The 25,352-nt window shown below is 60.7% G+C and carries 26 protein-coding genes; 19 read left to right on the top strand and 7 right to left on the bottom strand.

From position 1 onward, the window contains the following. Nucleotides 1-306: 306 nt before the first annotated feature. Nucleotides 307-3,312, top strand: a complete 3,006-nt coding sequence (ileS, locus tag ACYBHZ_RS09940) for an isoleucine--tRNA ligase (RefSeq protein WP_460274115.1) — start codon at nt 307-309, stop codon at nt 3,310-3,312. Nucleotides 3,313-3,422: 110 nt separating this feature from the next. Here ileS and ACYBHZ_RS09945 read toward each other — a convergent pair whose 3' ends face one another. The 4 genes from ACYBHZ_RS09945 to fsa form a co-directional block, all read right to left on the bottom strand. Beyond that, nucleotides 3,423-3,608 (bottom strand): hypothetical protein, encoded by a 186-nt coding sequence (locus ACYBHZ_RS09945; protein ID WP_460274116.1) that lies wholly within the window; start codon nt 3,606-3,608, stop codon nt 3,423-3,425. Nucleotides 3,609-3,684: 76 nt separating this feature from the next. Beyond that, nucleotides 3,685-4,629 (bottom strand): tyrosine recombinase XerC, encoded by a 945-nt coding sequence (locus ACYBHZ_RS09950; protein ID WP_460274117.1) that lies wholly within the window; start codon nt 4,627-4,629, stop codon nt 3,685-3,687. Beyond that, on the bottom strand, nt 4,626-5,345 hold the full coding sequence (locus ACYBHZ_RS09955; protein ID WP_460274118.1) for a DUF484 family protein: 720 nt from the start codon (nt 5,343-5,345) through the stop codon (nt 4,626-4,628). The genes ACYBHZ_RS09950 and ACYBHZ_RS09955 overlap by 4 nt, the downstream gene beginning before the upstream one ends. Before the next feature lie 167 nt (nt 5,346-5,512). Beyond that, complete coding sequence (fsa, locus tag ACYBHZ_RS09960; protein WP_460274119.1) at nt 5,513-6,166, bottom strand: fructose-6-phosphate aldolase; 654 nt, start codon at nt 6,164-6,166, stop codon at nt 5,513-5,515. Between the two features lie 105 nt (nt 6,167-6,271). Between fsa and ACYBHZ_RS09965 the strand changes: the two genes are divergently transcribed. Continuing rightward, nucleotides 6,272-8,464 carry a primosomal protein N' gene (locus tag ACYBHZ_RS09965; RefSeq protein ID WP_460274120.1) on the top strand — a complete coding sequence of 731 codons (2,193 nt, stop codon included), beginning with the start codon at nt 6,272-6,274 and terminating at the stop codon, nt 8,462-8,464. A gap of 192 nt (nt 8,465-8,656) precedes the next feature. Here ACYBHZ_RS09965 and ACYBHZ_RS09970 read toward each other — a convergent pair whose 3' ends face one another. Beyond that, nucleotides 8,657-9,718 carry a YeeE/YedE family protein gene (locus ACYBHZ_RS09970; RefSeq protein ID WP_460274121.1) on the bottom strand — a complete coding sequence of 354 codons (1,062 nt, stop codon included), beginning with the start codon at nt 9,716-9,718 and terminating at the stop codon, nt 8,657-8,659. 128 nt (nt 9,719-9,846) lie between these two features. Here ACYBHZ_RS09970 and ACYBHZ_RS09975 point away from each other — a divergent pair, with 128 nt between their 5' ends. From ACYBHZ_RS09975 to ACYBHZ_RS10010, 8 genes are all read left to right on the top strand, one after another. Continuing rightward, nucleotides 9,847-11,088, top strand: a complete 1,242-nt coding sequence (locus tag ACYBHZ_RS09975; RefSeq protein ID WP_460274122.1) for an MFS transporter — start codon at nt 9,847-9,849, stop codon at nt 11,086-11,088. An 85-nt stretch (nt 11,089-11,173) separates the two neighbouring features. Next, the gene (gene msrA, locus ACYBHZ_RS09980) at nt 11,174-11,875 is read left to right on the top strand and encodes a peptide-methionine (S)-S-oxide reductase MsrA (protein ID WP_460274123.1); all 702 of its coding nucleotides are present in this window, start codon (nt 11,174-11,176) and stop codon (nt 11,873-11,875) included. 69 nt (nt 11,876-11,944) lie between these two features. After that, nucleotides 11,945-12,823: a 50S ribosomal protein L11 methyltransferase gene (locus tag ACYBHZ_RS09985; RefSeq protein WP_460274124.1), complete on the top strand. Its 879-nt coding sequence runs from the start codon at nt 11,945-11,947 to the stop codon at nt 12,821-12,823. 108 nt (nt 12,824-12,931) lie between these two features. Then, on the top strand, nt 12,932-13,279 hold the full coding sequence (locus ACYBHZ_RS09990) for a hypothetical protein (protein WP_460274125.1): 348 nt from the start codon (nt 12,932-12,934) through the stop codon (nt 13,277-13,279). Between the two features lie 181 nt (nt 13,280-13,460). After that, on the top strand, nt 13,461-13,970 hold the full coding sequence (gene ruvC, locus ACYBHZ_RS09995; protein WP_460274126.1) for a crossover junction endodeoxyribonuclease RuvC: 510 nt from the start codon (nt 13,461-13,463) through the stop codon (nt 13,968-13,970). Beyond that, the gene (gene ruvA, locus ACYBHZ_RS10000; RefSeq protein ID WP_460274127.1) at nt 13,967-14,641 is read left to right on the top strand and encodes a Holliday junction branch migration protein RuvA; all 675 of its coding nucleotides are present in this window, start codon (nt 13,967-13,969) and stop codon (nt 14,639-14,641) included. The genes ruvC and ruvA overlap by 4 nt, the downstream gene beginning before the upstream one ends. A gap of 3 nt (nt 14,642-14,644) precedes the next feature. Continuing rightward, a complete protein-coding gene (ruvB, locus tag ACYBHZ_RS10005) occupies nt 14,645-15,673 on the top strand; it encodes a Holliday junction branch migration DNA helicase RuvB (RefSeq protein ID WP_460274128.1) in 1,029 nt (342 codons plus the stop codon). An 89-nt stretch (nt 15,674-15,762) separates the two neighbouring features. Continuing rightward, nucleotides 15,763-16,575, top strand: coding sequence for a hypothetical protein (locus ACYBHZ_RS10010; RefSeq protein WP_460274129.1), 813 nt, complete (start codon nt 15,763-15,765; stop codon nt 16,573-16,575). A 3-nt stretch (nt 16,576-16,578) separates the two neighbouring features. On the opposite strand, the gene aroQ is transcribed toward ACYBHZ_RS10010, so the two are convergent. Then, nucleotides 16,579-17,016 (bottom strand): type II 3-dehydroquinate dehydratase, encoded by a 438-nt coding sequence (gene aroQ / locus ACYBHZ_RS10015; RefSeq protein WP_460274130.1) that lies wholly within the window; start codon nt 17,014-17,016, stop codon nt 16,579-16,581. Nucleotides 17,017-17,132: 116 nt separating this feature from the next. Between aroQ and ACYBHZ_RS10020 the strand changes: the two genes are divergently transcribed. Next, on the top strand, nt 17,133-17,759 hold the full coding sequence (locus ACYBHZ_RS10020) for a hypothetical protein (protein WP_460274131.1): 627 nt from the start codon (nt 17,133-17,135) through the stop codon (nt 17,757-17,759). On the opposite strand, the gene ACYBHZ_RS10025 is transcribed toward ACYBHZ_RS10020, so the two are convergent. Continuing rightward, nucleotides 17,746-18,144: a hypothetical protein gene (locus ACYBHZ_RS10025; RefSeq protein WP_460274132.1), complete on the bottom strand. Its 399-nt coding sequence runs from the start codon at nt 18,142-18,144 to the stop codon at nt 17,746-17,748. The genes ACYBHZ_RS10020 and ACYBHZ_RS10025 overlap by 14 nt on opposite strands. A 67-nt stretch (nt 18,145-18,211) precedes the next feature. On the opposite strand from ACYBHZ_RS10025, the gene ybgC reads away from it, so the two are divergent. The 8 genes from ybgC to tilS all read left to right on the top strand — a co-directional run bounded on the left by ybgC (nt 18,212) and on the right by tilS (nt 25,277). Continuing rightward, entirely contained in the window at nt 18,212-18,601 is a 390-nt protein-coding gene (gene ybgC / locus ACYBHZ_RS10030) for a tol-pal system-associated acyl-CoA thioesterase (RefSeq protein ID WP_460274133.1), read from the top strand. Nucleotides 18,602-18,734: 133 nt separating this feature from the next. Beyond that, nucleotides 18,735-19,430, top strand: coding sequence for a protein TolQ (tolQ, locus tag ACYBHZ_RS10035; protein ID WP_460274134.1), 696 nt, complete (start codon nt 18,735-18,737; stop codon nt 19,428-19,430). Between the two features lies 1 nt (nt 19,431). After that, entirely contained in the window at nt 19,432-19,899 is a 468-nt protein-coding gene (gene tolR, locus ACYBHZ_RS10040; protein WP_460274135.1) for a protein TolR, read from the top strand. Between the two features lie 12 nt (nt 19,900-19,911). Beyond that, entirely contained in the window at nt 19,912-21,090 is a 1,179-nt protein-coding gene (locus ACYBHZ_RS10045; protein WP_460274137.1) for an energy transducer TonB, read from the top strand. Then, on the top strand, nt 21,087-22,424 hold the full coding sequence (gene tolB / locus ACYBHZ_RS10050) for a Tol-Pal system beta propeller repeat protein TolB (RefSeq protein ID WP_460274138.1): 1,338 nt from the start codon (nt 21,087-21,089) through the stop codon (nt 22,422-22,424). Before ACYBHZ_RS10045 ends, tolB begins: the two co-directional genes overlap by 4 nt. 189 nt (nt 22,425-22,613) lie before the next feature. After that, nucleotides 22,614-23,147, top strand: a complete 534-nt coding sequence (pal, locus tag ACYBHZ_RS10055) for a peptidoglycan-associated lipoprotein Pal (RefSeq protein ID WP_460274139.1) — start codon at nt 22,614-22,616, stop codon at nt 23,145-23,147. Between the two features lie 22 nt (nt 23,148-23,169). Then, the gene (ybgF, locus tag ACYBHZ_RS10060; RefSeq protein ID WP_460274140.1) at nt 23,170-24,012 is read left to right on the top strand and encodes a tol-pal system protein YbgF; all 843 of its coding nucleotides are present in this window, start codon (nt 23,170-23,172) and stop codon (nt 24,010-24,012) included. After that, on the top strand, nt 24,003-25,277 hold the full coding sequence (gene tilS, locus ACYBHZ_RS10065) for a tRNA lysidine(34) synthetase TilS (RefSeq protein WP_460274141.1): 1,275 nt from the start codon (nt 24,003-24,005) through the stop codon (nt 25,275-25,277). Before ybgF ends, tilS begins: the two co-directional genes overlap by 10 nt. Nucleotides 25,278-25,352: the final 75 nt, after the last annotated feature.

Below are 25,352 nucleotides of genomic sequence, written 5' to 3' on the forward strand. Positions count from 1 at the left end.
CGACGCAGCAAGCCCGGCCCTTTGACCCAGCGAGCCACGCCGCTCTTTCGCCAGAAAGCAAAATGAAAAGGGATGCCACAGATTGGGTCTGCGGCGTCCCTTTTTCATGTCCATTTTTGTATTTCGCGCCTGTCAAGACGGGTTTACCGCTCCGATGCGGCGTCCTATAAGGCGCGCATGACTTTTGTGGCGATCATTATTCGAATTATCAGCCCGGCGCTCTGACGATACGAGCCGCCGGGACAAGGCGTATGGAGACCCGCGCTGAATTCGACATGACCACACCTCCCTCAAGGACCGAATAATATGTGTTCCGAGACGACCACGCCCGAGTATAAAGACACTCTCAATCTGCCGAAAACCGACTTCCCGATGCGTGCGGGCCTGCCGAAGCGCGAGCCCGGCTGGCTGGAGCGTTGGGAAAAGATTGGCGTCTATGAAAAGCTGCGCGAAAAGGGTAAAGCGGATGGCCGCCCGTCCTTCGTGCTGCACGATGGTCCTCCCTACGCCAACGGTCACCTGCACATCGGTCACGCTCTGAACAAGACGATCAAGGACATCATCACGCGCTCGCATCAGATGATGGGTTTTGATGCGCGCTATGTGCCGGGGTGGGATTGTCACGGTCTGCCGATCGAATGGAAGATCGAGGAACAATACCGCAAGAAGGGCAAGAACAAGGATGAGGTGCCTGTCGTGGATTTCCGTCAGGAATGCCGCGCCTTTGCCGAAGAGTGGGTGGGGATCCAGCGCGAGGAGTTCAAACGCCTTGGTGTCTATGGCACTTGGGACGATCCCTACCTCACCATGAACTTCCACGCCGAGGCGGTGATCGCCGAGGAATTCATGAAGTTCCTGATGAACGGAACGCTTTATCAAGGGTCCAAACCCGTGATGTGGTCGCCGGTTGAGAAAACCGCGCTGGCCGAGGCGGAGATCGAATATCACGATCACAAGTCTCATACGATCTGGGTGCCGTTTAAGGTGCTAGGTGTGACCGAAGAACGCGCTGAAAATACGAAGCGTCTGGCCGACAAAATGTATGGAGCTAGTGAATACGTTGAAGAGCCATACAATAAGTCGTGCGCGGGGATGCTTGGGGATGCTCGCATCGTAATCTGGACAACGACTCCTTGGACGATTCCCTCGAACAAGGCTGTAGCATACAATGATAGCATTGCTTATGGGCTCTATCGTGTTGATGAAACTGAAGAAGAAAGTTGGACTAAACCTGGCGATCTCTATGTCTTTGCCGATGCACTCGCAGAAGACGCACTGGGCAAATCGCGAGTTACAAAGTTCACCAAGATCCGAGATGTAGTAAGTTCAGATCTTGAGGGACTTATCCTCGCGCACCCGTTTGCTGGTGCCGAAGGCGCGAATGGTTATTGGGATTACGAAGTCCCGATGATCGATGGCGATCACGTCACCGATGACGCCGGGACCGGCTTCGTTCATACCGCACCGTCCCACGGTGCCGACGACTATGAATGCTTCGTTAAGCGCAACTGGCTCGACCGGATGACCCATAACGTCGGTGAGGAATCCGAGTTCCTGCCGCATGTGCCGTTCTTCGCCGGTCTTCAAGTGTTCGATCAGAAGGGCAAAGAGGGCAAAGCCAACACCGCCGTGATCGCCAAGCTCGTCGAAGTGGGCGGCATCATCGCCCGTGGCCGTGTGACCCACAGCTACCCGCACTCCTGGCGTTCCAAAGCCCCGGTGATCTTCCGCAACACGCCGCAATGGTTCGCCTCCGTCGATAAGAAACTCGACGACGGCATGGGCACCTATGGTGACAGCATCCGCGAACGCGCGCTGACCTCCATCGACCAACTGGTGAAATGGACCCCGCAAACGGGCCGCAACCGCCTCTATTCGATGATCGAGAACCGCCCCGACTGGGTGCTCTCGCGTCAACGCGCTTGGGGTGTGCCGCTGACCTGCTTCACCAAGAAGGGTCTGCTGCCGACCGATGAAGGCTTCCTGCTGCGCAATGATGAACTGAACAAGCGTATCTCCGCCGCGTTTGAGGAAAACGGTGCGGATGTCTGGTACGAAGAGGGCTTCAAAGAGAAGGTTCTCGACGGCATCGCCGATCCGGCCGAATACGAGCAAGTGTTCGACGTTCTCGATGTGTGGTTCGACTCGGGTTCGACCCACGCTTTCGTGCTGCGCGACCGTGAAGACGGCACGCCGGACGGCATCGCGGATGTCTACCTTGAAGGCACCGACCAACACCGTGGTTGGTTCCACTCGTCTCTGTTGCAGGCCTGTGGCACGAAAGGCCGCGCGCCCTATAAAAACGTCGTGACGCACGGGTTTACGCTCGATGAGAAGGGCATGAAAATGTCCAAGTCTCTGGGCAACACCATCGTGCCGGAGCAGATCGTCAAACAATACGGCGCAGACATCCTGCGTCTTTGGGTGGCGCAGACGGATTACACCGCCGACCAACGGATCGGGCCGGAAATCCTCAAAGGCACCGCTGACAGCTACCGCCGTCTGCGCAACACCATGCGCTTCATCCTCGGCTCGCTCGGTGATTTCAACGAGGCAGATCGCGTCGCCGCGGCGGATATGCCGGAGCTGGAACGCTGGGTGCTGCATCGCCTCGCGGAACTCGACACCACGGTGCGTGAGGGCTACGAGACGTTTGATTTCTCCGGCGTCTGGCAGGCCGTGTTCAACTTCGCGACCGTCGATCTGTCGTCCTTCTACTTCGACATCCGCAAGGACGTGCTCTATTGCGATGGCGACACCGATCGCCGCCGCGCGGCGCTCACCGTGCTGGATATCCTGTTCCACCGCCTGACCACCTGGCTCTCCCCGATCCTCGTGTTCACGATGGAGGAAATCTGGCTCGAACGCTTCCCGGGCGACGACAGCTCCGTGCACCTCGTGGACTTCCCGGACGCAACGCCGGGCTGGCTCGATGGCGAGCTCGCCGCGAAATGGGCGGGCATCCGCAAGGCGCGCCGCGTCGTGACCGCAGCGCTCGAAGTGCAGCGCCGTGACAAGGTGATCGGGGCTTCGCTGGAAGCCGCGCCGACAGTCCATGTCGAAGACGCTGCTTTGCTCGATGCGCTGAAATCCATCGCCTTTGACGATCTCTGCATCACCTCCGCGATCACCCTCTCCGGTGATCCGGCGCCGAATGAGGCCTTCCGTCTGGAAGGCGAGGTTGAAGGCATTGGTGTCGTGTTCGAGAAAGCCGATGGGCATAAATGTCAGCGCTGCTGGAAAATTCTGCCGGATGTGGGCACCCACAGCCATGAGGGTGTCTGCGGTCGCTGCGACGAAGCGCTCGGCTGATCTGATTGATCCTTTGAAACTTGAGAACGGCAGGGCCTTTGCGGGCTCTGCCGTTTGTCTTTTCTGGTGGGACGAACTTGTCGAGAGACCGTGCCGGTGACGATCCACCGTCACCCGTTGTCGTGAAATGCATCCTCAAGCCATTTCAGTTCCTCGTCCGATCTCCGAATGTCCTCGGCATCGTCTTGCGCCAGAAGGCGTGACAATTGCACGAGCAAAGCCTTGCGCGAGATGCGCGTGATCATGGCGACTTCGCGCAGGCGTGGCGCAACTTCACAGTTCTCGGTCTCTGGCATGGCTCCCTCCGCATCCCATAACATGTGCAGGGTATGCGCAGAGGCATGAACAAAAGGTGAGGAGATGTGGAGGATTTTAGGGTTTTGCGCCTTGAGTCCGAGCGCGCGGATGAGCGGCCTCGTAGACTTCGAGCAAGCGCGCACCGTCCACCGCCGTATAGGCCTGTGTCGTCGAGAGCGAGGCATGGCCGAGCAACTCTTGGATCGCGCGCAAATCGCCGCCTGCGTTCAGAAGATGCGTGGCGAAGGAGTGGCGCATGGCGTGCGGAGTGACAGACGAGGGCAGGCCGAGCTGCATTCGAGCGGCTTCCGTCACTTTGGAAATCAGCCTTGGGTTCAGTGCGCCGCCGCGCTTGCCGCGAAACAGCGGAGCTTCGGCCGTGAGATCATAAGGGCAGAGCCGGGCATACTCCGCCACGGCGCTACGCGCGGCGGGCAGGACGGGGACGATGCGTTCCTTGTCGCCTTTGCCGACAATGCGGATGACCACGCCCAAGGGCAAAGCGCCGCCGGTGAGCGACAAGGCCTCCGAAATCCGCAAGCCGCAGCCGTAGAGGAGCGTGACCACGGCCACATCGCGGGCGGCGATCCACGGTTCCTCGTGTTGCGCTTCGACCGTGGCGAGCATGTCTCGGGCGGCGTCGGGGGAGAGCGGGCGGGGCAGTTTTTTCTGAAACTTTGGCGAACGGGTGGAGAGGATCGCGGTGGGATCAAACCCCTCGCGCTCTGCCAGCCAGCGGGTGAAGGTTTTCACGGCAGAGAGTGAGCGGGCTAAGGAACGCGGCGCGACACCACGCCCGCGCTCATGCGCCATCCAGGCGCGCATATCGGTGATTTTGAGGCGTGCGATCTGGGCGGGACCAAAGGTGCCACCCTCATGCTCGGCCAAAAAGGACAGCCAGCCGGAGACATCGCGCCCATAGGCGGTGATCGTATGATCTGAGGCAGATTTCAGAGCGCGCTCATGGTCGAGCCAGCCGGATAGCCGGTCGCGCAACGCATCTGAAATCGCGAGGCTCATCCCAGATAACGGCGCATCAGCCGCTCGAACACGCCCGCGAAGAAGGTGAGCAGGTCGGTGCCTTGTGTGGGGCGGAACATATGCGGGTCTTCCGAGCCGAAGATCAGCAGGCCGGGCAGGCGACCGGGCCCGAAATCAAGAGTCATGAGCGCTTCGGAATGGATAAAGCCGGTGTCGCCATACAGCACGTTCGTGTCAGGCGAGACCTGCCGCAGGGTGATTTGGCGCAGCGGGATGTTGCGGCCAAGGGTGACGTAGCTTTGCACAAAACCGGGTTCGGCGGTGAGCAGAACCTTTCCGAGTTTCTTGAGGGCGGGTTCCTCGCTCTCGCTCTTGGTTTCCAAAAGCAATTTCACACTGTCGAGGCGCAGGGTCTGGGCGACATCACTGGAGAGGGCATTGAGGAAGTCGGTGAACTGTGTCGGCTCCATGAGCTGCAACACGGCGCGGTGAATTTGATTGGTGCCTGCGAGGTTCTCGTAGGCGGCGGCGATCACGCCCCGGTGGGTGTCTTCAAGCCGCTCAAGGCGTTCTTCGAGCCGTTCCATCGCAAGGCCACGCAGATCGACGACGTTCGAGCCCGAGGTCCGCTCATTTGCGGCGATCAGGGCGCGCATCACATCCAGATCTTCGAGCACCATATCCGGGTCGGAAATGATCTTTTCACGCAATTCATCGGCCATGGGGGTCACGGCCCGTGGAAGTTGGGTGGTCATGTTGCCTCGTCTACTGTCTCGAACCGCCGGTTTTCCGGTCGTTGATCTGACTATGCCCGAAAACCGGGCAAGGGTGCAAATGTTTGTGTGCGGACATCCGCCGGGCAAGAAAAATCCCCCGAACCTGTGGCGCGGGGGACTCTTTGAAACTTCCGATTTCGGGTGAATCAGACGATCTTGATCCCGGCCTCTTCGGCGTCTTTGACGAATTGCGCCAGACCTTTGTCGGTCAGCACGTGGTTCGCCATTGCCTTGATCACGGCGGGCGGCGCGGTGATCACGTCGGCACCGATTTTCGCGCAATCGGAAATGTGGTTCACGGTGCGGATCGAGGCGGCGAGAATTTCGGTCTCGAAACCGTAATTGTCGTAGATCGTGCGGATGTCTTCGATCAGCTCAAGCCCGTCGAGGTTGATGTCGTCGAGACGACCGACGAAGGGAGAGATGAAGGTCGCGCCGGCTTTGGCGGCCAGAAGCGCCTGGTTTGCGGAGAAACACAGCGTGACGTTGATCTGATGACCCTCGCCGGAGAGCGTTTTACAGGCTTTGAGACCGTCGAGCGTCAGCGGCAGTTTGATCACCACGTTGTCTGCGATGGTCGCGAGCTTGCGGCCTTCTTTGACCATGCTGTCGTAATCGAGGGCAACGACCTCGGCGGAAACCGGACCATCGACCAGTTCGCAAATCTCTTTGGTCACTTCAAGAATGTCGCGACCGGATTTCTTGATCAGCGAGGGGTTGGTGGTGACGCCATCGACGAAGCCCAGTTCGTTGAGTTCGCGAATTGCATCTACATCGGCGGTATCGACAAAGAATTTCATGGGGCGCTTCTCCTTTCGCCTGTCCGTTGGCGCCTACATAGATCAAGAGACCGAGTTAGCAAAGGGGGTCTGGTTCGCTTGTGCGAAAACCCCTATCTCTTGCGCATGGACACCGAGTTTTTTCCCGAAGGCGCATTGGTCGCCGTGCTGACCACCGAACCGCTGGACCGGACGCTGGATTACAAAGCGCCGGAGGGCGGGGTGGAGCGCGGGGCCTATGTCGAGGTGCCGCTCGGGCCGCGCAAGGTGCTCGGCTGTGTTTGGGGCGCGGGTGTCGGGGGCTTTGATCTTTCCAAGGCGCGTTCTGTGTCCACTATACTCGATATTGCCCCGATGCGCGAAGAGATGCGGCTGTTTCTTGAGAAAGTCGCTGCCTATACGTTAACGCCCATGCCCGCCATGCTGCGTCTTGCGACCCGTGCGCCGGGGCTTATGGACCCGCCATCGATGCGCAAGGTCTATCGCCGGGGCGAAGGCCGCCCGCCGCGCGAGACTGATGCCCGGCGCAAGGTTCTGGACACGTTGGACGAATATGGTGGCCTGTCTTTCACTTTGAAAGAACTCGCGGACGCCGCCGATGTGACCACATCGGTGATCAAGGGGCTTTTGCCATCGGGGGCGATCATCGAGGAAGACACGCCGCGCGATCTGCCTTATCGCCGCCTTGATGCCGACGCGCCGGGCAAAGACCTGACCGAGGCGCAGGCCGAGGCGGCTGCGGCGCTCCGCGACTCGGTGGCCACTGAGCATTATTCGACGACGCTTTTGAAAGGTGTGACCGGCTCGGGCAAGACCGAGGTCTATCTCGAAGCCGTCGCTGAATGCCTGCGTCACGGGCGGCAGGCTTTGGTTCTGTTGCCGGAGATCGCCCTGACCTCCGCCTTTCTCACGCGGTTCGAAGAGCGCTTCGGCGCGCGCCCGGCCGAATGGCATTCGGGCGTCACCATGACCGAACGCCGCCGCGTGTGGAAAATGGTCGGGCAGGGCGGGGCGCAGGTGGTGATCGGGGCGCGTTCGGCGCTCTACCTGCCGTTTCAGAACCTCGGGTTGATCGTGGTCGATGAGGAACACGACGGGTCTTATAAGCAAGAGGACGGGGTGCATTACAACGCCCGCGACATGGCGGTGCTGCGCGCGTCTCTGTGCTCGGCCTCCGTGGTGCTGGCCTCTGCGACGCCCTCACTTGAGACATGGGCGAATGTTGAGGCGGGCAAGTACAAGCGCCTTGATTTGGAGAGCCGCTACGGTCCCGCTGTGATGCCGGACATGCATGCGATCGACATGCGGGGCGAGAAACTCCCGGCGACGCGGTTCATCTCCGATGCGCTTGTGGGGGCGGTGCGCAAACGGATGGAGAAGGGCGAGCAATCGCTTCTGTTCCTGAACCGTCGCGGCTATGCGCCGGTGACGATCTGTCGGGCCTGCGGCTATCAAATCCAATGCGATCATTGCGATGCGCGCATGGTCGAGCACCGTTTCCTCAAACGCCTCGTCTGTCACCAATGCGGCGAAACGAAACCGATGCCGGAGGCCTGTCCCTCCTGCGGCGTCGAGGGGCGGTTGGCCCCGGTCGGTCCGGGCGTGGAGCGTCTGGCCGAAGAGGTCGCCGAACGCTTCCCGGACGCGAAATGCGCGGTGCTGTCTTCGGATCTTTTTGCCTCGGCGCGGGCGCTTAAAGAGCAAATCCGCCTGATTGCCGAGGGTGATACGGATATCGTCATCGGCACGCAGCTTGTGGCGAAAGGCCATAACTTCCCGAACCTCACGCTCGTGGGTGTCATCGATTCCGATCTCGGGCTGCAAGGCTCGGATTTGCGCGCGGCCGAGCGGACGTTTCAGCTCATGCGGCAGGTGGCCGGACGGGCCGGGCGGTCGGAGAAGAAGGGCGTCGCTTTGCTTCAGACCTACCAACCCGAACACCCGGTGATCCGCGCGATCCTTGCCGGGGATGAGGAAGGGTTTTGGCGCGCCGAAGCTGCGGAGCGGAAGATGGCAGGTGTGCCGCCCTATGGGCGGATGGCCGGGATCATTCTGTCCGGTCCCGATTTGGCTGTGGTGTCGGATGTGGCGAACCATCTGGCGCGCATTGCCGGACCATTGCAGCGGATCGGAGCGCAGCTTTTCGGTCCCGCCCCCGCCCCGATTGCGCGGGTGCGCGGGCGGCATCGTATCCGGCTTTTGGTCAAGGCGGAGAAAAGCGCGCCCATTCAGGTGGCGCTTGCGGAATGGGTGGGGCAGATCAAGCTGCCCAACAATGTGCGGCTGCAGATCGATATCGATCCCCAGAGTTTTTGGTGAGCGCTTCTGGTGAGAGAAGGGGCGCTGCCCCTCTTGCGCGCAAGTCACCCCGGGATATTTTGCGACAAAAGAAGCGGCCTAAAGCGTTTCGACTTTAACTTGATCTATCACATAAAGTCGAAACGCCCGCTCCGCTTGGACGTTGCACCGCGTTTCTGCTCAAACCCTGATTCAGGTTTAAGTAGAAACGCTTTAGCAGGGCAGCGCAGGGTCGGCTTGTCGGTCAACCAGAAGCGTCGTCGCGATGGCTCCGATCCACATGCAGAACAGGGCGAGCCAGGCTGTCGCGGCAAAGACGGAGCTTCCGGTGACGCCATTGCCGATGGCGCAACCGCCTGCGAGCATTGCGCCAAACCCCATGAGCACGGCTCCGATCATGGAGCGCCGCATCACTGGGACCGAGTCGAAGCTCTGCCAGCGGAATTCTCCGGAGATGAGCGACGCCAAAAACGCGCCAAGCACCACGCCGGGAACAAGGCCGACGTCGAATTCAAGCACGGCATTGCGGTCGAGAAAGAACATCAGCGTGTTGGCCGAGGGGCCGGAGAAGGTCACAGACGTCACGGGAACCGGATCAAAAGCCACTTGCGCCAGTTGCCAAGAGAGATACCAGCCGACGGCCACGGCAAAGCCCACGCCAGAGGCGAAAATCCACGTTTTCGGGCTGATCTGGTTTTTAACTGCGAGGAACAGCGCAAGCGCCGCGAAAGCGAGCCCAAGGATGAGGCCTGAACCGGTTGGAAGATGCAATGAATTCAGAAGGTTGACGTTTTCACTGCCGGTGATCGACAGCGAAGCGAGCTTGTCGCGATAGGGCGAAAGGATGCCGTGCAGGCTCATCTGAGCGGTGACGGCAAAGATCAGGCCAGAGACGACGGAGCGCAGGTTTCCGGTTGAGGCCAGCACAAGCAGACGGCCTGAGCAGCCGCGCGAGAGGACCATGCCCGCTCCGAACATCAGTCCGCCGATCACGGCGCCGGACCATGATCCGGGCACGGCCATGATCCGCGCGTCCATTTCGCGAAACAGTCCCAGAAGCTGCGCCCCCTGAACCCAGACGATGGCGGTCGAGAGTGTCAGGAACCAGACCGCCACCTTGGGGCCGAGCCGCCCGCGGGCGAATTCGACCGTCGCCGCGCGCAGGCAAAATTGCGAGCGCTGTGCCGAGACGCCGAAAATCAGGCCCGTGATCAGGCCGAACAACGCCGCAGACGGGCTTTCCCCGATCCCCTCCACAAGGGTCAGTATATCCATGAGCGGTCCTCCTCCCGCGTAGTGGCCTATGATCGCGGTGAGGCGGCGCTCACGTCAAGCCCGCTGCAGAGGGGGGTGTGCAGGAATTTCGGCTATTCAGAACGGCGTTTCCTCTCTAAAGGCGGATCATGAGCAAAGCACCTGTATCCCTCCATGACGTCTCCCACCTGCCGCGCTGGCGGCGGCCCGAGTCGCTTCTGTTCCTCATGGCTTTTGCCATGCCGGTGGCCTTCGCCACATGGAATGCGCTTCTGAACAATTTCGTCATCGAAGTCGCCGGGTTCACCGGTGTTCAGATTGGCTGGCTGCATACGGTACGGGAAATTCCGGGCTTTCTCGCCATCGGGGTGATCGCTCTGATCATGATTGTCCGCGAGCAAGTGCTTGGCATCGTGTCGCTTTTGCTTTTGGGCGTGGCGACGGCGGTGACGGCTTGGTTCCCCTCCTTGGGCGGTATCCTGACCATCACCATGCTGTCGTCCATCGGCTTTCACTATTACGAGACGGTGAACCAGTCGCTCCAGTTGCAATGGCTGCCGAAAGACCGCGCGCCGCTTGTTCTGGGGCGTTTGCTGGCGGCGGGATCTGCGGCGTCTCTGGTGGCATACGGGCTTCTGGTCCTGACGTGGAAGACCTTCGATCTGTCTTACAATCTGGTCTATCTGGTCTCTGGTGGCTTCACCGCGCTGGTCGCGCTTTTTGCGTTCTTTGCCTACCCGCAGTTTGAAGCGCCGAACCCACAGGCCAAGAAACTGATCCTGAAACGTCGCTATGGCCTCTATTATGCGTTGCAGTTCATGGCGGGTGCGCGGCGGCAGATTTTCGTGGTCTTCGCAGCCTTCATGATGGTCGAGAAATTCGGCCTCGGGGTTGAAGAGATCACTGGCCTGTTCCTGATCAACTATCTCGCCAATATGATCATCGCGCCTCTGATGGGCAAAATCGTCTTCCTCAAGGGTGAGCGCTTTGTCCTGATGCTCGAATATATCGGCCTGACGATGGTGTTCATGGCTTATGGCGGGATTTACTGGCTGGGATGGGGCGTGGTCGTTGGCGCGGCGCTCTATGTGATCGACCATATGCTCTTCGGGCTGGCTTTCGCGCTGAAAACCTATTTCCAAAAGATCGCCGATCCCGAGGACATTGCGCCGACAGCGGCGGTGGCCTTCACGATCAACCATATCGCGGCGGTCTTCCTTCCGGCGTTTCTGGGCTATCTCTGGGTGGTGTCTCCGGGCGCTGTTTTCGGATTGGCTGCGGCGCTGGCGATGGGGTCTGTCGGTCTCTCCGCCCTGATCCCGCGTCACCCGGAGAAGGGCAACGAATGGCGGCTCTTCCCGCGCGTGCGTGAGGTTGCTCCGGCGGAGTAAACTGGCCGTGTTATCTGGCTGGGTGATTGGCGCAAAGCCAATTGCAGACTATATTGAACGGAAACCGCACATAGGGAGACCTGTCATGTTTGCCGCTCTGACCAAGAAACTTTCCATGCCGACGCCGGATGAGGCTTTGCCGGGGCGTCCCGAGGCGATCCCGACGGCCAAGGAGCATTTCGTGTTTCATGTGCCGCTAGAGGGAGACATTCCCCAGGGCTGCCAAGAGGCGATTTTCGGTATGGGCTGTTTTTGGGGCGTCGAACGCATCTTCTGGCAGGTGCCGGGCGTTGTGAACACGGCAGTGGGATATAGCGCGGGCTATACGCCGAACCCGACCTACGAAGAGGTCTGCACCGGCAAAACCGGCCATAACGAGGTGGTTCGGGTGATTTTCGATCCTGCCAAGGTGAGCTACGCGACGCTGCTCAAGACCTTCTGGGAAAACCACGATCCGACCCAAGGCATGCGTCAGGGCAATGACCGGGGCACACAATATCGCTCCGGCATCTACGTGACGAGCGATGCGCAGCGCTCAGAAGCCGAGGCGAGCCTGGCGGGCTATAATGTGTTGCTTCAGGATAAGGGCTTCGGGGCGATCACGACCGAGGTGCTGCCCGCTGGCGAATTCTACTTCGCGGAAGACTACCATCAGCAATATCTGGCGAAGAACCCGAACGGCTATTGCGGCCTCGGCGGCACTGGAGTGAGCTGCCCCGTAGGGCTCTCGATGGAGCGCTCCGTGCAATGGAATGAGGAAATGCACCGGCCTGACAGCCCGGCATAACTCGGGCGAGGCTTGTGCAAATCCGGTCAGGCCGCTAAGGCAAAGAAAAGTTCTGTCCGGAGTGCCATCATGCCGACCTTTACCGCCTTCACCAAGACCCAAGGCAAAGCCCCTGCCGAAGCCATCGGCGAAGCGCTCGAATTCATCGATCCGGAACCGACCGGGGTTGGCGTTTTCGAGATCGAGGATGGGTCCGGTCTTTGGGAAGTGGGCGCCTATTTTACGGAAGCGCCCGACGAGATCGCTCTGGCGCTTCTGGCCAAGGCACATGAAGCGCCGGACTTCGTGATTTCCGAGCTGCCGGAAACCGACTGGGTCGCCAAAGTGCGCCGCGATTTGGCGCCGGTCGAGGCGGGGCGCTTCTTTGTCTATGGCTCGCATGATGCTGACAAGCTGCCGACCGACAAGATCGGTCTTTTGATCGAGGCCGCTATGGCCTTTGGGACGGGCCATCACGGCACGACGCTTGGCTGCCTCAAGGCGCTGGATCATCTGATGGCCGAAGGGAAGACCTTCGACAAAGTGGCTGACATTGGCTGCGGGACCGCCGTGCTCGCAATGGCGGCAGCTAAAATTTCCGACAAGACGGTCTACGCCTCAGACATCGACGAAGTCGCGGTCGAGGTGGCGGAAAGCAATGTGCGCGCCAATGATCTCGCCGGGCAGGTGGAATGTCTCGAAGCTGCCGGGTTCAATCATCCGGTGCTGGCAGAAAAAGCGCCCTTCGATCTCGTGTTCGCGAATATCCTCAAAGGCCCGCTTGTCGCGCTTGCGCCCGATATGGCGGCCAATGTTGCGCCCGAAGGGCATGTGATTCTGTCCGGTATCCTCAATCCGCAGGCGGATGAGGTTGTTGAGGTTTATACACGATCCGGGTTCAATCTTGTCGAGCGACAGGAGATTGTTGACTGGACAACGCTAACCATGGTGAAATCGACCTCACTTTAAGGCATTGAGACATCTTTTTGCCTCTTTTCGACGGTTTTGCCTCATTTGTGCCACATTTCGCCGCACTGATGTCATAGTGAGTGCATTGAAAGTTACGAGGAGGCTGCCATGGCTTACGCCGGTTCGCAGCAATTGGAAAAGCGGGTCACTCGGATCGAGGCGCGTCGTCGTGCGATCAAACACGGTGTGATCTATTCGGTGAATCAGGATGGTCTGATCATCGCTCGCCCGCGTCGGCGTGGGCTGCGCCGTCCGCTTTACCTTGTGTTTTTTGCGCTGGCTGGCGTTATGGCGTTCAAAGCGGTCCTTTACGCGAGCCTCGGGGCTTCGACCTATGGAACACGCGTCGCGGAGCTTGCATCCGGGACGTTCGTTGAGAAAGCCGGTGCATGGGTGATGCACGCCGATCAGTTCACCATTTGGCTCGCCCTGCAGATTAAGATGCTGCTGGTCTGACAGATAGGACATTCAGGGGCCGGGTGGCTGTTTCCCATAATGCCACTCGCCTCTTTCGCGTCGAAACCCGCGCCGCTTGTCGGCGCGGGTTTCTCTTTTCGTCACTCCGCCTGTGAGTGCTTGGCAAATGTTCTCGTTTCGTGCTAATCAAATTGTAACGAATAAACGAGCAGGTGAGATCATGCGTGTGATGGGTATCGACCCTGGGCTGCGCAATATGGGCTGGGGCATCATCGATGTCGCAGGGACGCGTATCAGCCATGTCGCCAACGGCATCTGCCGCTCGGCCTCCTCCGATGATCTGGCCACGCGGCTCCTGTCGCTCTTTGACCAACTCACCGCCATTGTCGAGACCTACCGCCCGGACAGTGCCGCCGTAGAGCAGACCTTTGTGAACAAGGATGCTGTTGCGACGCTGAAACTCGGTCAGGCGCGTTCCGTGGCGCTTTTGGTGCCTGCGCGGGCGGGCATACCCATCGGGGAATACGCCCCGAACGCGGTGAAAAAGACGGTTGTCGGCGTTGGCCATGCCGCCAAGCAACAGGTCGAACATATGATCAAGCTGCAACTGCCGGGGGCCAAGCTCGAAGGGCCCGATGCCGTCGATGCTCTGGCCATCGCGATCACCCATTCCTACCACGCGCAGTCCTCATCGCGACTGACGGAAGCGCTCAGAAAGGCTGCCTCATGATCGGTAAACTCACGGGTGTGATCGACTATATCGGCACGGATCATGTGATGATCGACGTGCGCGGTGTCGGATATATCGTCTATGTGTCCGAGCGCACGCGTATGGCGCTGCCGGGGCAGGGCGCACCCGTATCGCTTTATACCGATATGCTGGTGCGTGAAGATCTGATGCAGCTTTTCGGCTTCACATCTTTGCTGGAAAAAGAGTGGTATCGCCTGCTGATTTCCGTTCAGGGCATCGGTTCGAAAGCCGCAATGGCGATACTCGGGACGCTCGGGCCGGAGGCCACGGGGCGCGCGATTGCTCTGGGCGACTGGACAGCCGTCAAAGCTGCGCCGGGCGTCGGACCAAAAATCGCGCAGCGTGTGGTCAATGAGCTTAAGGATAAAGCGCCGACCGTCATGTCGATGGGCGGCAAGCTGTCCGCGACACTGGAGGCCCCGGAGGCGGTAGAGGTGATCGAAACATCCGCTCCCGCCTCGAAACCTGCTCCAAAACCTGCCAAAGCCAATGCCTCGGCAGAGGCCGAAGCCCTGTCCGCGCTTCAAAACCTCGGCTATTCTCCGTCTGATGCGGCGCAGGCCGTGGCGCAATCCGCGCAGGATGCGCCTGAGGCTGACACTTCTGGCCTGATCAAAGCCGCGCTGCGCTTGCTCGCGCCGAAAGGGTAACAGATGGATCAGCCCGACCCGACATTACGCCCAGAACGCCAACCGCAAGATGCCGACCGCGCCCTGCGCCCGCAGGCGCTTGAGGAGTTCATCGGCCAGCATGAGGCCCGCGCCAACCTGCGGGTGTTCATCGAGAGCGCCAAAATGCGCGAAGAGGCGATGGACCATGTGCTGTTCCACGGCCCTCCCGGTCTCGGCAAAACAACGCTGGCGCAGATCATGGCGCGCGAGTTGGGGGTGAATTTCAAGATGACCTCCGGCCCGGTTCTGGCAAAGGCTGGTGATCTGGCGGCGATCCTGACCAACCTTGAGGCGCGCGACGTGTTGTTCATCGACGAGATTCACCGGATGAACCCGGTCGTAGAAGAGGTGCTCTACCCGGCGATGGAGGATTTCGAACTTGATCTGGTGATCGGCGAAGGCCCCGCCGCCCGCACGGTGCGGATCGAGTTGCAGCCTTTCACTTTGGTCGGGGCGACCACGCGGCTCGGGCTTTTGACCACGCCTTTGCGCGACCGCTTCGGCATCCCGACCCGGCTTCAATTCTACACCACTGAAGAGCTGCATGAGATCGTCACCCGTGGCGCGCGATTGCTTGGTGTGCCCGCCGATGCGGACGGGGCGCATGAGATCGCCAAACGCGCCCGCGGCACGCCCCGGATCGCCGGGCGGCTCCTGCGCCGCGTGGTCGATTTCGCGGTGGTCGAGGGTGACGGGCGGATCACGAAGTCTCTGGCCGATGGGGCGTTGACGCGGCTTGGCGTGGATCTGATGGGCCTTGATGGCGCGGATCGGCGTTATCTTGGCATGATTGCAGAGAACTATGGCGGCGGTCCCGTGGGCGTGGAGACGCTGGCGGCGGCGCTCTCAGAGTCGCGTGATGCGATTGAGGATGTGATCGAGCCCTATCTTTTGCAGCAGGGGCTTATTCAACGCACCCCGCGCGGGCGGATGCTGACGCAGAAATCGTGGAAGCACCTTGGGCTGGAAGCCCCGAAGGCGCCGGATCAGTCCGATCTGTTCGGGAAGTGAGTATTTGAGCCACAAAGGAAACCGAAAGGCTTGACCTCTCAGGATTTTTCGCGCGCAAATGGGGCAAATTTCTCTGGCAGGATATCTTTATGTTTCGCTTTCTGATGGGCTTCGGTCTCTTCCTCACTCCGATGATGGCCGTGGCTGCAGATCGTGCGGAAACCGCGTCGGGCATCGCCGAAATCCTGCCGCTGGGGCCGTTTCAGACCGATGCACTTTATTTAGCCGATGAGCCCGTCGATCTGCCGCAATCGGCGGATCATCTCGATATCGCGGCGCAGGATGGCGATATGCTGCTCGTCATGCTCGGCTCGGGTGGGACAGCCTGTCCAAAGATGTGGGTCTATGTCGATGCCTCCGAGACCCCGGCCAAGGTCTCCGAGATGTTCGGCACCTGTCATGACGACGCGAAAGTGTCGCTCACCGCGCGCGGGATCGAAGTGGTGACCCCGTCCGCAAAGCCGGATGAGAGCGCGGATGTTACCTATTGGATCGAGAACGACGCGGTCCATGAAAGCCTCGGGCCGCCGAAATCCATGGGCTATACCCAAGTTGAGGAATGGGACGGGCAGCACCCCAAGCTTTTGGTCAATGATCCGGCTTGGGAGGGGCGGTTTTTGGCGACGGTCGGCCCCGTTGGGCTGCTTAATCTGCGCGCCCTTTTTGAACAGGCGAGCTGGCTGCATTGGGAAGGGGAGTGGCTTGTCGCAAGGGGCTGCAAGACCGATGCCTGTGGCTACCTAGAGGGCGCTGTGGCGCTCAGTCGGGACGGGCAGGCGATCGTCGCGGTCGTCGACCGTTCGGAGTTTGAGCCGCCCGCAGGTCTGCGCTTCTATGGGGATGCGGGGGACAAAGCTTTGCCGCCCGCGATCCTTCAAGTCTTTGCTGACCACACGGAGTGACGATCAGCCGAGCAGATGCCCCATCTGCGCCACGGCCAGTTTGTAGCCGTTCACGCCGCAGCCCGCCATAACTGCATCGGCGCGCATGGAGACATAAGAGTGATGGCGGAACGCCTCGCGTTTGTGAACTTGCGAGATATGCACTTCGATCACCGGCCCTTCAAAGGTGTTCAACGCATCGAGAATGGCGACAGAGGTATGCGTGTAGGCCGCCGGGTTGATCACGATGCCATCGGCTTTCTCGCGCGCTTCGTGGATCAGGTCGATGATCTCGCCCTCGTGGTTGGACTGCGCGAAAACGATATCGAGATCGTGCAGGCCAGCCTCAGTCGCGCAAAGCGCTTCGACATCGGCAAGCGTGTCCGCGCCGTAAATCTCCGGCTGGCGTTTGCCGAGAAGATTTAGGTTGGGGCCGTTCAGGATATAGATCGTCTTGCTCATGCGTGTCTCCGGCGTGCGCCTCATGTGTCTTTCCGGGCGGACGATACGCGTCTCGGGGGTTGCCGCGCAAGTCGTCGCTGTGCAAAAGGCGGGGTGTAGCAAAGAAGGGCCGCAAGATGGACGTCACACCGGAAAGCATCGAAGCGTTTTTCACGCGCTCAAACGGCGACTATGTGTTTGCGCGCTGGGGCCGCCCCATTGCGCCGGTGGTCTTTGGGGTCGAGGACGAAACGCTTGTGACGGTGAAATCCGCGATTGAGGCCTGTGTTGCGATTGCCGGGCATCAGATGGCGGAGACGGACCCGGAGCTCGGATCGAACCTCATGGTGTTCTTCCTGTCCGATTGGGCGGAGCTTCTGGACGTGCCGCATATGGGCGATCTCATCCCCGATCTGGAGGCACGGGTTGCGACCCTGCAAGAGCGCGGGGCACATCAGTATCGGGCGTTCCGGTTCGACGATCAGGGCGCGATCAAGGCGTGTTTCACCTTCGTGCGCATGGGCGGCGCAATGGACGAGGTGCCCGCCGAGGTAATCGCGCTGTCACAGGCGGTGCAGGCGATGTTGCTCTGGTCGGATGTGGAATTCACACAGGACAGTCCTTTGGCTGTCTCTCCAGAAGGCACGGTGGTGAGGCCGGACGTGGCGAATGTGCTGCGCGCGTCTTATGATCCGATGTTGCCGGCTTCGGCGCGGGATGCATCGCATGCGCTCCGGCTCTATGCGCGGGTTATTGCGGGGTAGAACTGGTTGTAGGAAGGCCAAGTCTCTCGCGCAGGAAAGCCTCTTTTCTGTCGGCAAATTTGGTTCTCCCGAACATCAGGCTGACGGCAACCACATACCATTTGATCATGTAGATGAAACCGATGATCGTCATGGGAAGTGCGATGATCATTTGGAGTAATGTCGCCGCAAGGAAGAGCCAAGAGGGCGGTTGCGGATCATGTTCCACGATCAAGATGGTGAAAATCGCCACCGGCAGGATTGGAAGCGCATATACAAAACACCAAAAGAAGATCATGAGAAAGATTGGCATCGGGGCTAACAGCCACAGCTTGCGAGAAAAACGCAGAACATGAAGTTCGGAATGCCAACGCAGACGGTGCAGTTTTGACAAGAGTTTTTTCAAATTGTACCTCGTGAAAATAGCTGGTCCATTTGTACAGTTTGAGACGCAGAAACGAAAGGCCCGTCTGATGACCCACACATTCCCCGTCCATGTCTATTACGAGGACACCGATCTCGCGGGCATCGTCTATTACGCCAATTACCTCAAATTCATCGAGCGTGCGCGGACCGAATGGGTGCGCGATTTAGGTATCGATCAGGTCAAGCTCAAGGACGAGGACGGGATCGTCTTTGCCGTGCGGCGGGTCGAGGCGGATTATCTCAGCCCGGCGAAATTCGATGACGATCTGACTGTCGAAACCACTCTGGAGGCGCTGACGGGCGCGCGGATCGTGTTGAACCAGACGGTCAAGCGCGACGAGGATGTGCTCTTTGCGGCACAGGTGACCATCGTGGCGCTGACCGCGACGGGCCATCCGGCGCGACTTCCGGCAAATCTCCGCCGAAATCTGCACTAAACAGTCGAAATTCCGCGAATTTGCGCCCCGCCTCACATGTTCGTGTTGGCGCTTCCCCTGACGATGCGGTAGAATCATCGCTAATGATGAGAGCCGTGCAAATGCGGCCGACAGGCGATTAAAGAGCAGGTTCATGGACCAACAAACCCTTGCGATGGCGCAGGAGATCGACTTCTCCTTGCTCGCGCTTTTCATGCGCGCCACCTTCACTGTGAAAATCGTGATGCTGATGCTGATCGTGGCTTCCTTCTGGTCATGGTCGATCATCATCCAGAAATTTATCTCCTACAAAAAAGCCCGCGCCGAGGCGGCGGCCTTTGATCATGCGTTCTGGTCGGGCGAGCCGCTCGATGAGCTTTATGACCAGATTTCCGGCGGGCCGATGACCGCACCTGAGCGGGTCTTTGCGGCGGGCATGACTGAATGGCGGCGCTCGCATCGCGCCGATGGCGGCCTGATCGCAGGCGCGCAATCGCGTATCGACCGATCCATGGATGTGGCCATCGCCAAAGAGAGCGAAGAGATGACCAAGGGGTTGTCCTTCCTCGCGACCGTCGGCTCGACAGGGCCGTTCGTCGGTCTCTTCGGCACGGTCTGGGGGATTAAAACGGCGTTCGAGGACATCGCCATGGCGCAGTCCACCAACCTCGCCGTTGTGGCGCCCGGGATCGCGGAGGCGCTTCTCGCCACTGCACTGGGTCTTCTCGCCGCTATCCCTGCCGTGATCTTCTACAACAAGCTTAACGCCGACAGCGATCGTATCCTTGGCGGCTACGAGGCTTTTGCCGACGAGTTCGCCACCATTCTCTCGCGCGAATTGGACAGCTGATATGGGCGCGGGTGTTGTACAGAAATCAGGGGGAGGCGGTCGCCGGAGAGGCCGTCGTCGCCCCGCCGCGATGAGCGAGATCAACGTCACGCCCTTCGTTGACGTCATGCTCGTTCTGCTGATCATCTTCATGGTCGCCGCCCCGATGATGACCGTGGGCGTGCCGATTGAGCTGCCGGAAACGGCGGCGACCGCGCTGCCGCAGGAAGAGCAGGAGCCGCTGACCATCACGCTCACTGCCGATGGGCAGGTGCTTTTGATGGCGAACGAGACGCCGGAAACGGATCTTGTGGCCAAGCTCAAAGCCATTGCTGCCGAGCGTCAGGACGACAAAATCTTCCTGCGCGCCGACGGATCGGTGCCCTATGAGCGTGTGGCTCAGGTGATGGGCGCTTTGAACGCGGGCGGGTTTCGCTCCATCGGTCTCGTGACCGATCAGGGCGGGCCGCGTCTCGACGGGTCGAATTAAGGGGCAGATCGCGTGAACGCGGGCCAATATATCTCTGCTGGAGGCCATTTGGCCCTGATCGCCTATGTGCTTTTCGGGGGGCTGTTTTTGCGTCCCGAAGAACCGCAGGACGTGGCTGTGCAGGAGGTGGCGCTGATCTCGGAGAGCGAATTCGCCGCCATGGTGGATCGGAGCTCTGCGCCCGATACCTATGAGGTTGCCCCAGAGATGCGCGCGCCGGAGACGGAGAGCGCGCCCGAGGTGAGCCAGCCCGAAGAAACCACGCCGGAGCAGGCCGCGCCGCAAACGCCACCACCGACCGCGCCGGAGCCGAGGCCTGAGACGCCGCAAACGCTGGCCCCGCCGGTTGAAGTCCAGCCGACACCGCCCAGTCCGCAGATCGAGCCGGAGATTTCCCCGGAAGATCCCGGTGCCGGTTTGCCGGATGTCGCAGATCAAAAGCCGACGCCGCGCCCGGTGCCGCGTATTTCCGACCGCAATGTGACAGCGCCTGAGCCGAAGCCGGAGATTTCCGACGCGCCGGTCGAAGCGGCCAATGAGGAAAGCGACAGCCCCGAGGTTGTGGAGGAGAAGGTCGAGGAAGCCGCGCCGCAGGAAACCACGACGGAGATCGTGACCGAGGCGGAGAAACCCTCCGGCATGTCCTCTTCACCGCGTCCGAAATCGCGCCCCGCCAATCTGGCGGCGCAGGCGGCGGCTGCTGAGAAACAACAGGAAACGCCGAAACCGGCTACGCCGAAGGAAGAACCGAAGGCTGAGCCGAAAGAGGACACGTCTGATGCTGTGGCCGAAGCGGCCGCTGCCGCTGCTGCTGCGCTGGCAGCCGAAAGCACCGGCACACCTGCCGCGCCCGAGCGCCCGGTTGGTCCGCCTTTGACGGCTGGCGAGCGCGAAGGCATGCGCGTGGCCGTGTCGCAATGCTGGAACGTCGGCGCCATGTCGACGGACGCCATGCGCACGGTGATCACCGTCAGCGTCTCCATGAATGAAGATGGCACGCCGCAAAACGGCTCCATCAAACTTTTGTCCCACACGGGCGGCACGGATGCGGGCGCACAAGCCGCCTTCGAAGTGGCCCGACGCGCAATTATCCGCTGTGGATCGAAAGGTTTCCCATTGCCGGTGGAAAAATATGCCCATTGGCGCACCATTGAAATGACGTTCGATCCCGAACAGATGAGGTTCAAATGAAACGCCTGACCACGCTCGCCTGTGCCTTTGCCGCTGCGCTGTCCCTCGGAGGCACCGCACCCGCCCTTGCACAGGATCCGGGCCCCTTGAAACTCGACATCACGCGCGGGGTGATCGAACCCTTGCCGCTCGCGCTGCCGGATTTCATCGCGGAGACCCCGCAGGCCGCCGAGTATGCGAAACAAATTTCCGATGTGATCGCTGCCGATCTGGTGGGAGCGGGGCTGTTCCGCGAGATCCCGTCTTCCGCCTATATCTCGCAGGTGACGAATTTCTCCTCCGCCGTGCAATATGCCGACTGGAAAGCGATCAACGCGCAGGGGCTTGTGACGGGCGCCGTTGGGATCGACGCGTCCGGCAACCTGTCGGTCAAGTTCCGGGTTTTCGACATCTACGCCGAAGCGCCGCTTGGCTTCGGCCTGCAACTCGGCGGCACCACCGCGAGCTGGCGCCGGATTGCCCATAAGGTGGCCGACGTGGTCTATTCCCGGATCACCGGAGAGGGCGGTTATTTCGACAGCCGTGTGGTCTTCGTCTCCCAGACCGGCCCAAAGAACGATCGCAAGAAACGCCTTGCTGTGATGGATTACGACGGGGCGGGTCTGCAATACCTGACCGACGACCATTACATTGTTTTCGCTCCGCGTTTTTCGCCGACGGGCGACCGGGTGCTCTATACGTCCTATGAAAGCGGCACGCCGCAGATCATGATGCTCGACGTGGGCACGGTGACGCGCCGTCGTCTGCCAGTGCCTGCCGAATCCGTGACCTTTGCGCCGCGGTTTGCGCCGGATGGGCAGTCGATTGTGTATTCCATGTCTACGGGCACCAATACCGATCTCTACCGCATGGATATCAACTCCGGGCAGATCACCCGTCTGACCAATACGCCCGCCATTGAAACCGCGCCGAGCTTTTCGCCGGATGGCACGCAGATCGTGTTCGAATCTGACCGCTCCGGCACCCAGCAGCTTTACATCATGCCGGCCGCTGGCGGCGAAGCGCGGCGGATCTCTTCGGGCATCGGTCGCTACGGCACCCCTGTCTGGTCTCCGCGCGGCGATCTTATTGCTTTTACAAAACAAAATCAGGGCCGCTTCCATATCGGCGTGATGCGCACGGACGGGTCTGAAGAACGCCTTCTGACCGCGTCTTTTCTCGATGAAAGCCCGAGCTGGGCACCGAATGGCCGGGTGATCATGTTCACCCGCGAAAGCCAGGGGGCAGGCGGTGAAAGCGCGCTCTATACGGTGGATATCTCTGGTCGGAACCTGAAACGTGTGCCGACCAATGCGGGGGCCTCCGACCCGGCCTGGTCGCCGCTGTTGAAATGAGGTTTTGCGTGTCGGCAAAGCGTCGGCTTTCTGTCGGACTTTTGTCGGACCCAGTCCCGGCCTCCCGTCTGATGACGCCTCGCGGCGCAAAACGCTTAAGTGAAATTCTGCACCCTCCCCAAGTCCGGGGGAGGCTGCTATAGTCCCGATAACCCAGAGCAGTTACGAGCATCCAAAAGGATCCTTCATATGTCCAAGTTTCTGAATTCCCCTGCATCCCGCGCGCTTCTCCTTGTCGCCGCCCTCGGCCTTTCGGCCTGTACCAACCCCGGTCGTTTCGGTGCCAATGGCTCCGGTTCCGGGACCGGCGCTGCCGGGGCCAACGGCATGATGGATGGCTCGGTCTCCGATCCGACCTCGGTCGCCTATTTCAACCAAACGGTCGGCGACCGCATCCTGTTTGCCGTGGACCAATCCACCCTCTCGGATGAGGCCCGTGTGGTCCTCGCCGGACAGGCCCGTTGGCTGAATGACAACCCGGCCTACACCGCGATCATCGAAGGCCATGCCGACGAGCAGGGCACTCGCGATTACAACTTTGCCCTCTCCGCGCGCCGTGCGGCCTCCGTTCAGGAATATCTGATCAGCCAGGGCGTGAGCCCGGCGCGTCTGAAAACCATTCCTTACGGCAAGGAACGCCCGATCGCGATCTGTTCGGATGAGAGCTGCTATGCCCAGAACCGCCGTGCTGTGACCGTGCTCGCCGCGGGCGCAGGCATGTAAGCGCGAAAAGGGGAAGCTTGCGATGAAAGCGATGATCCTTGGTGCGGCGCTGACCTTCGCCTCCTTTGGCGGTGCGGCTGTGGCGCAGGATGCACAGACGCTGGCGGATATCCGTCAGGAGGCGGCGGTGCTCTCCGTCGAGATCAACAAGCTCAAACGCGAGCTTTCCACCACCGGCGCACCGGACACCGCTTTCGGCGGGGCCGGGGTGCTGGAGCGCGTCGATCTTCTTGAGGCGTCACTGGCGAATGTGACCTCCAAATTGGAGGCGCTGGAATTCCGGATCAACCGTGTGGTCAAGGACGGCACCAACCAACTCGACGATCTCAACTTCCGGCTCTGCGAGCTTGAGCCGGGGTGCGATGTCGGCAATCTGCCGCCGCTCACACCGCTGGGCGGGGAAGCCGGCTCCGGGGCCGGGGCCTCCGATCTCGTGGCCGCGCCGGGGCTGGATGCGCCGCAGGACGGTGGCAGCGATCTGGCGATTGCAGAGCAAAGCGATTTCGACGCGGCCAAGGCGCTCTATGAAGGCGGCCAGTATCAGCAAGCCGCCGATGCATTCGCCGTGTTCTCTCAAACCTACACCGGCGGTTCGCTCAATGCCGAGGCGCATTTCATGCGCGGTGAAGCGCTGGCCAAGACAGGCCAAACCGCGAATGCGGCGCGCGCCTATCTCGATAGTTTCTCCGGCGACCCGGAGGGCGCGCGTGCGCCGGATGCGCTTCTGCATTTGGCCGGATCGCTCGGACAGCTTGGCCAGACCGACAAGGCCTGTGTCATGTATGGCGAGGTGGGCAGCCGCTTCCCGGGCTCCACGGCAGCCGTTCAGGCCGTCTCGGACTCTGCCGCTTTGGGATGTCCGTAAGTCAGATGACCGAGGCGGGGACGAACCGGGCGATGCTGCGCCATTTCGTCGGCACCGCTTTCGCATATGACAAACCCGATCATCTTGCCGTCGCTGTCTCCGGTGGCGGCGACAGCATGGCCTTGCTGCATCTCCTCGCCGAATGGGCGGAGGAGGAAAAGGTCTGGCTCCAAGCGGTGACGGTGGACCATGGTCTGCGCCCTGAGGCTGCGGAAGAGGCCCGGTTCGTCGCTGAAGTTTGTGAACGGTTGCGGGTCAAGCACACAACGCTCAACTGGGCGGGCAAGACCGCAAAAGGCAATATTCAGGACGCCGGGCGCCGGGCGCGCTATGGCCTCATGGCCGACTGGGCCAAAGGGCAGGGGATTTCCACCATCGCGCTGGCCCATACTGCCGACGATCAGGCAGAGACATTTTTTATGCGTCTGGCGCGTGCGTCGGGGATCGATGGGCTGACCGGGATGCAGCGGCGGCGGGTGTCGGATGGCATCACATGGGTGCGGCCTCTGTTGATGCAGGAACGGTCCGACCTCAGACACTATCTGCGGGAGCTGCGCGAAGTGTGGGTGGAAGACCCGTCCAACGAGGATGAGGCCTATGACCGCGTCAAGGCGCGCCGCGCGATGGGAGAGCTGACCAAGCTTGGCATCGATGCGCATGTCGTCGGGCGCGTGATGGATCACCTGTCGCAGGTGCGCTCCGCACTGGATTACGCGACCCATGACCATGCGCTCCGCTGCGTGCGCGAAGATCGGGGGGATCTGATTATTGATCGCCGCCGCTTCGCGGAAGCCGCGCCGGAAGTGAACCGACGTCTGGTTGAGGCGGGGCTTCGCTGGATTTCATCGGCGGATTACGGCCCACGCGGGATGAAGCTTCAGGAGTTCCTGTCGGCGATGCTGCGCGGGCGCGATGCGACCTTGCACGGGGTGCGGCTTTTGGGCGGAAAGGCGAGCTTTCGTCTGACGCGCGAACATGCCGCAGTCGCCGGAACTGTCGCCACGCCGGGGGCGATCTGGGACGGGCGCTGGATCATCGAAGGTGTTGACGGCCAAGACTATATCGTCCGGGCATTGGGCGAGGACGGGTTGTTGCAACTGGGCGAGCGCCCGGCGGATGCACCGCCGCGCGAAACCCTGTCGGCCTCACCGGCGGTGTTTGAGGGCAATACACTGGTTTCGGCACCGCTTGCAGGGCACGGTCCGGCACGGGCGAGGCTCATTCACCCGCAAAACGGTTTCCTAACATCGCTTTTATCGCATTGAACTTGAGCCGTTGATGCCTATTTTAAGGGAAACCCGCGCGCGCGTGAGAGTTCCTTCGCGCGTTTAAGATCAATC

The sequence above is a fragment of the Celeribacter sp. ULVN23_4 genome (assembly GCF_054788345.1).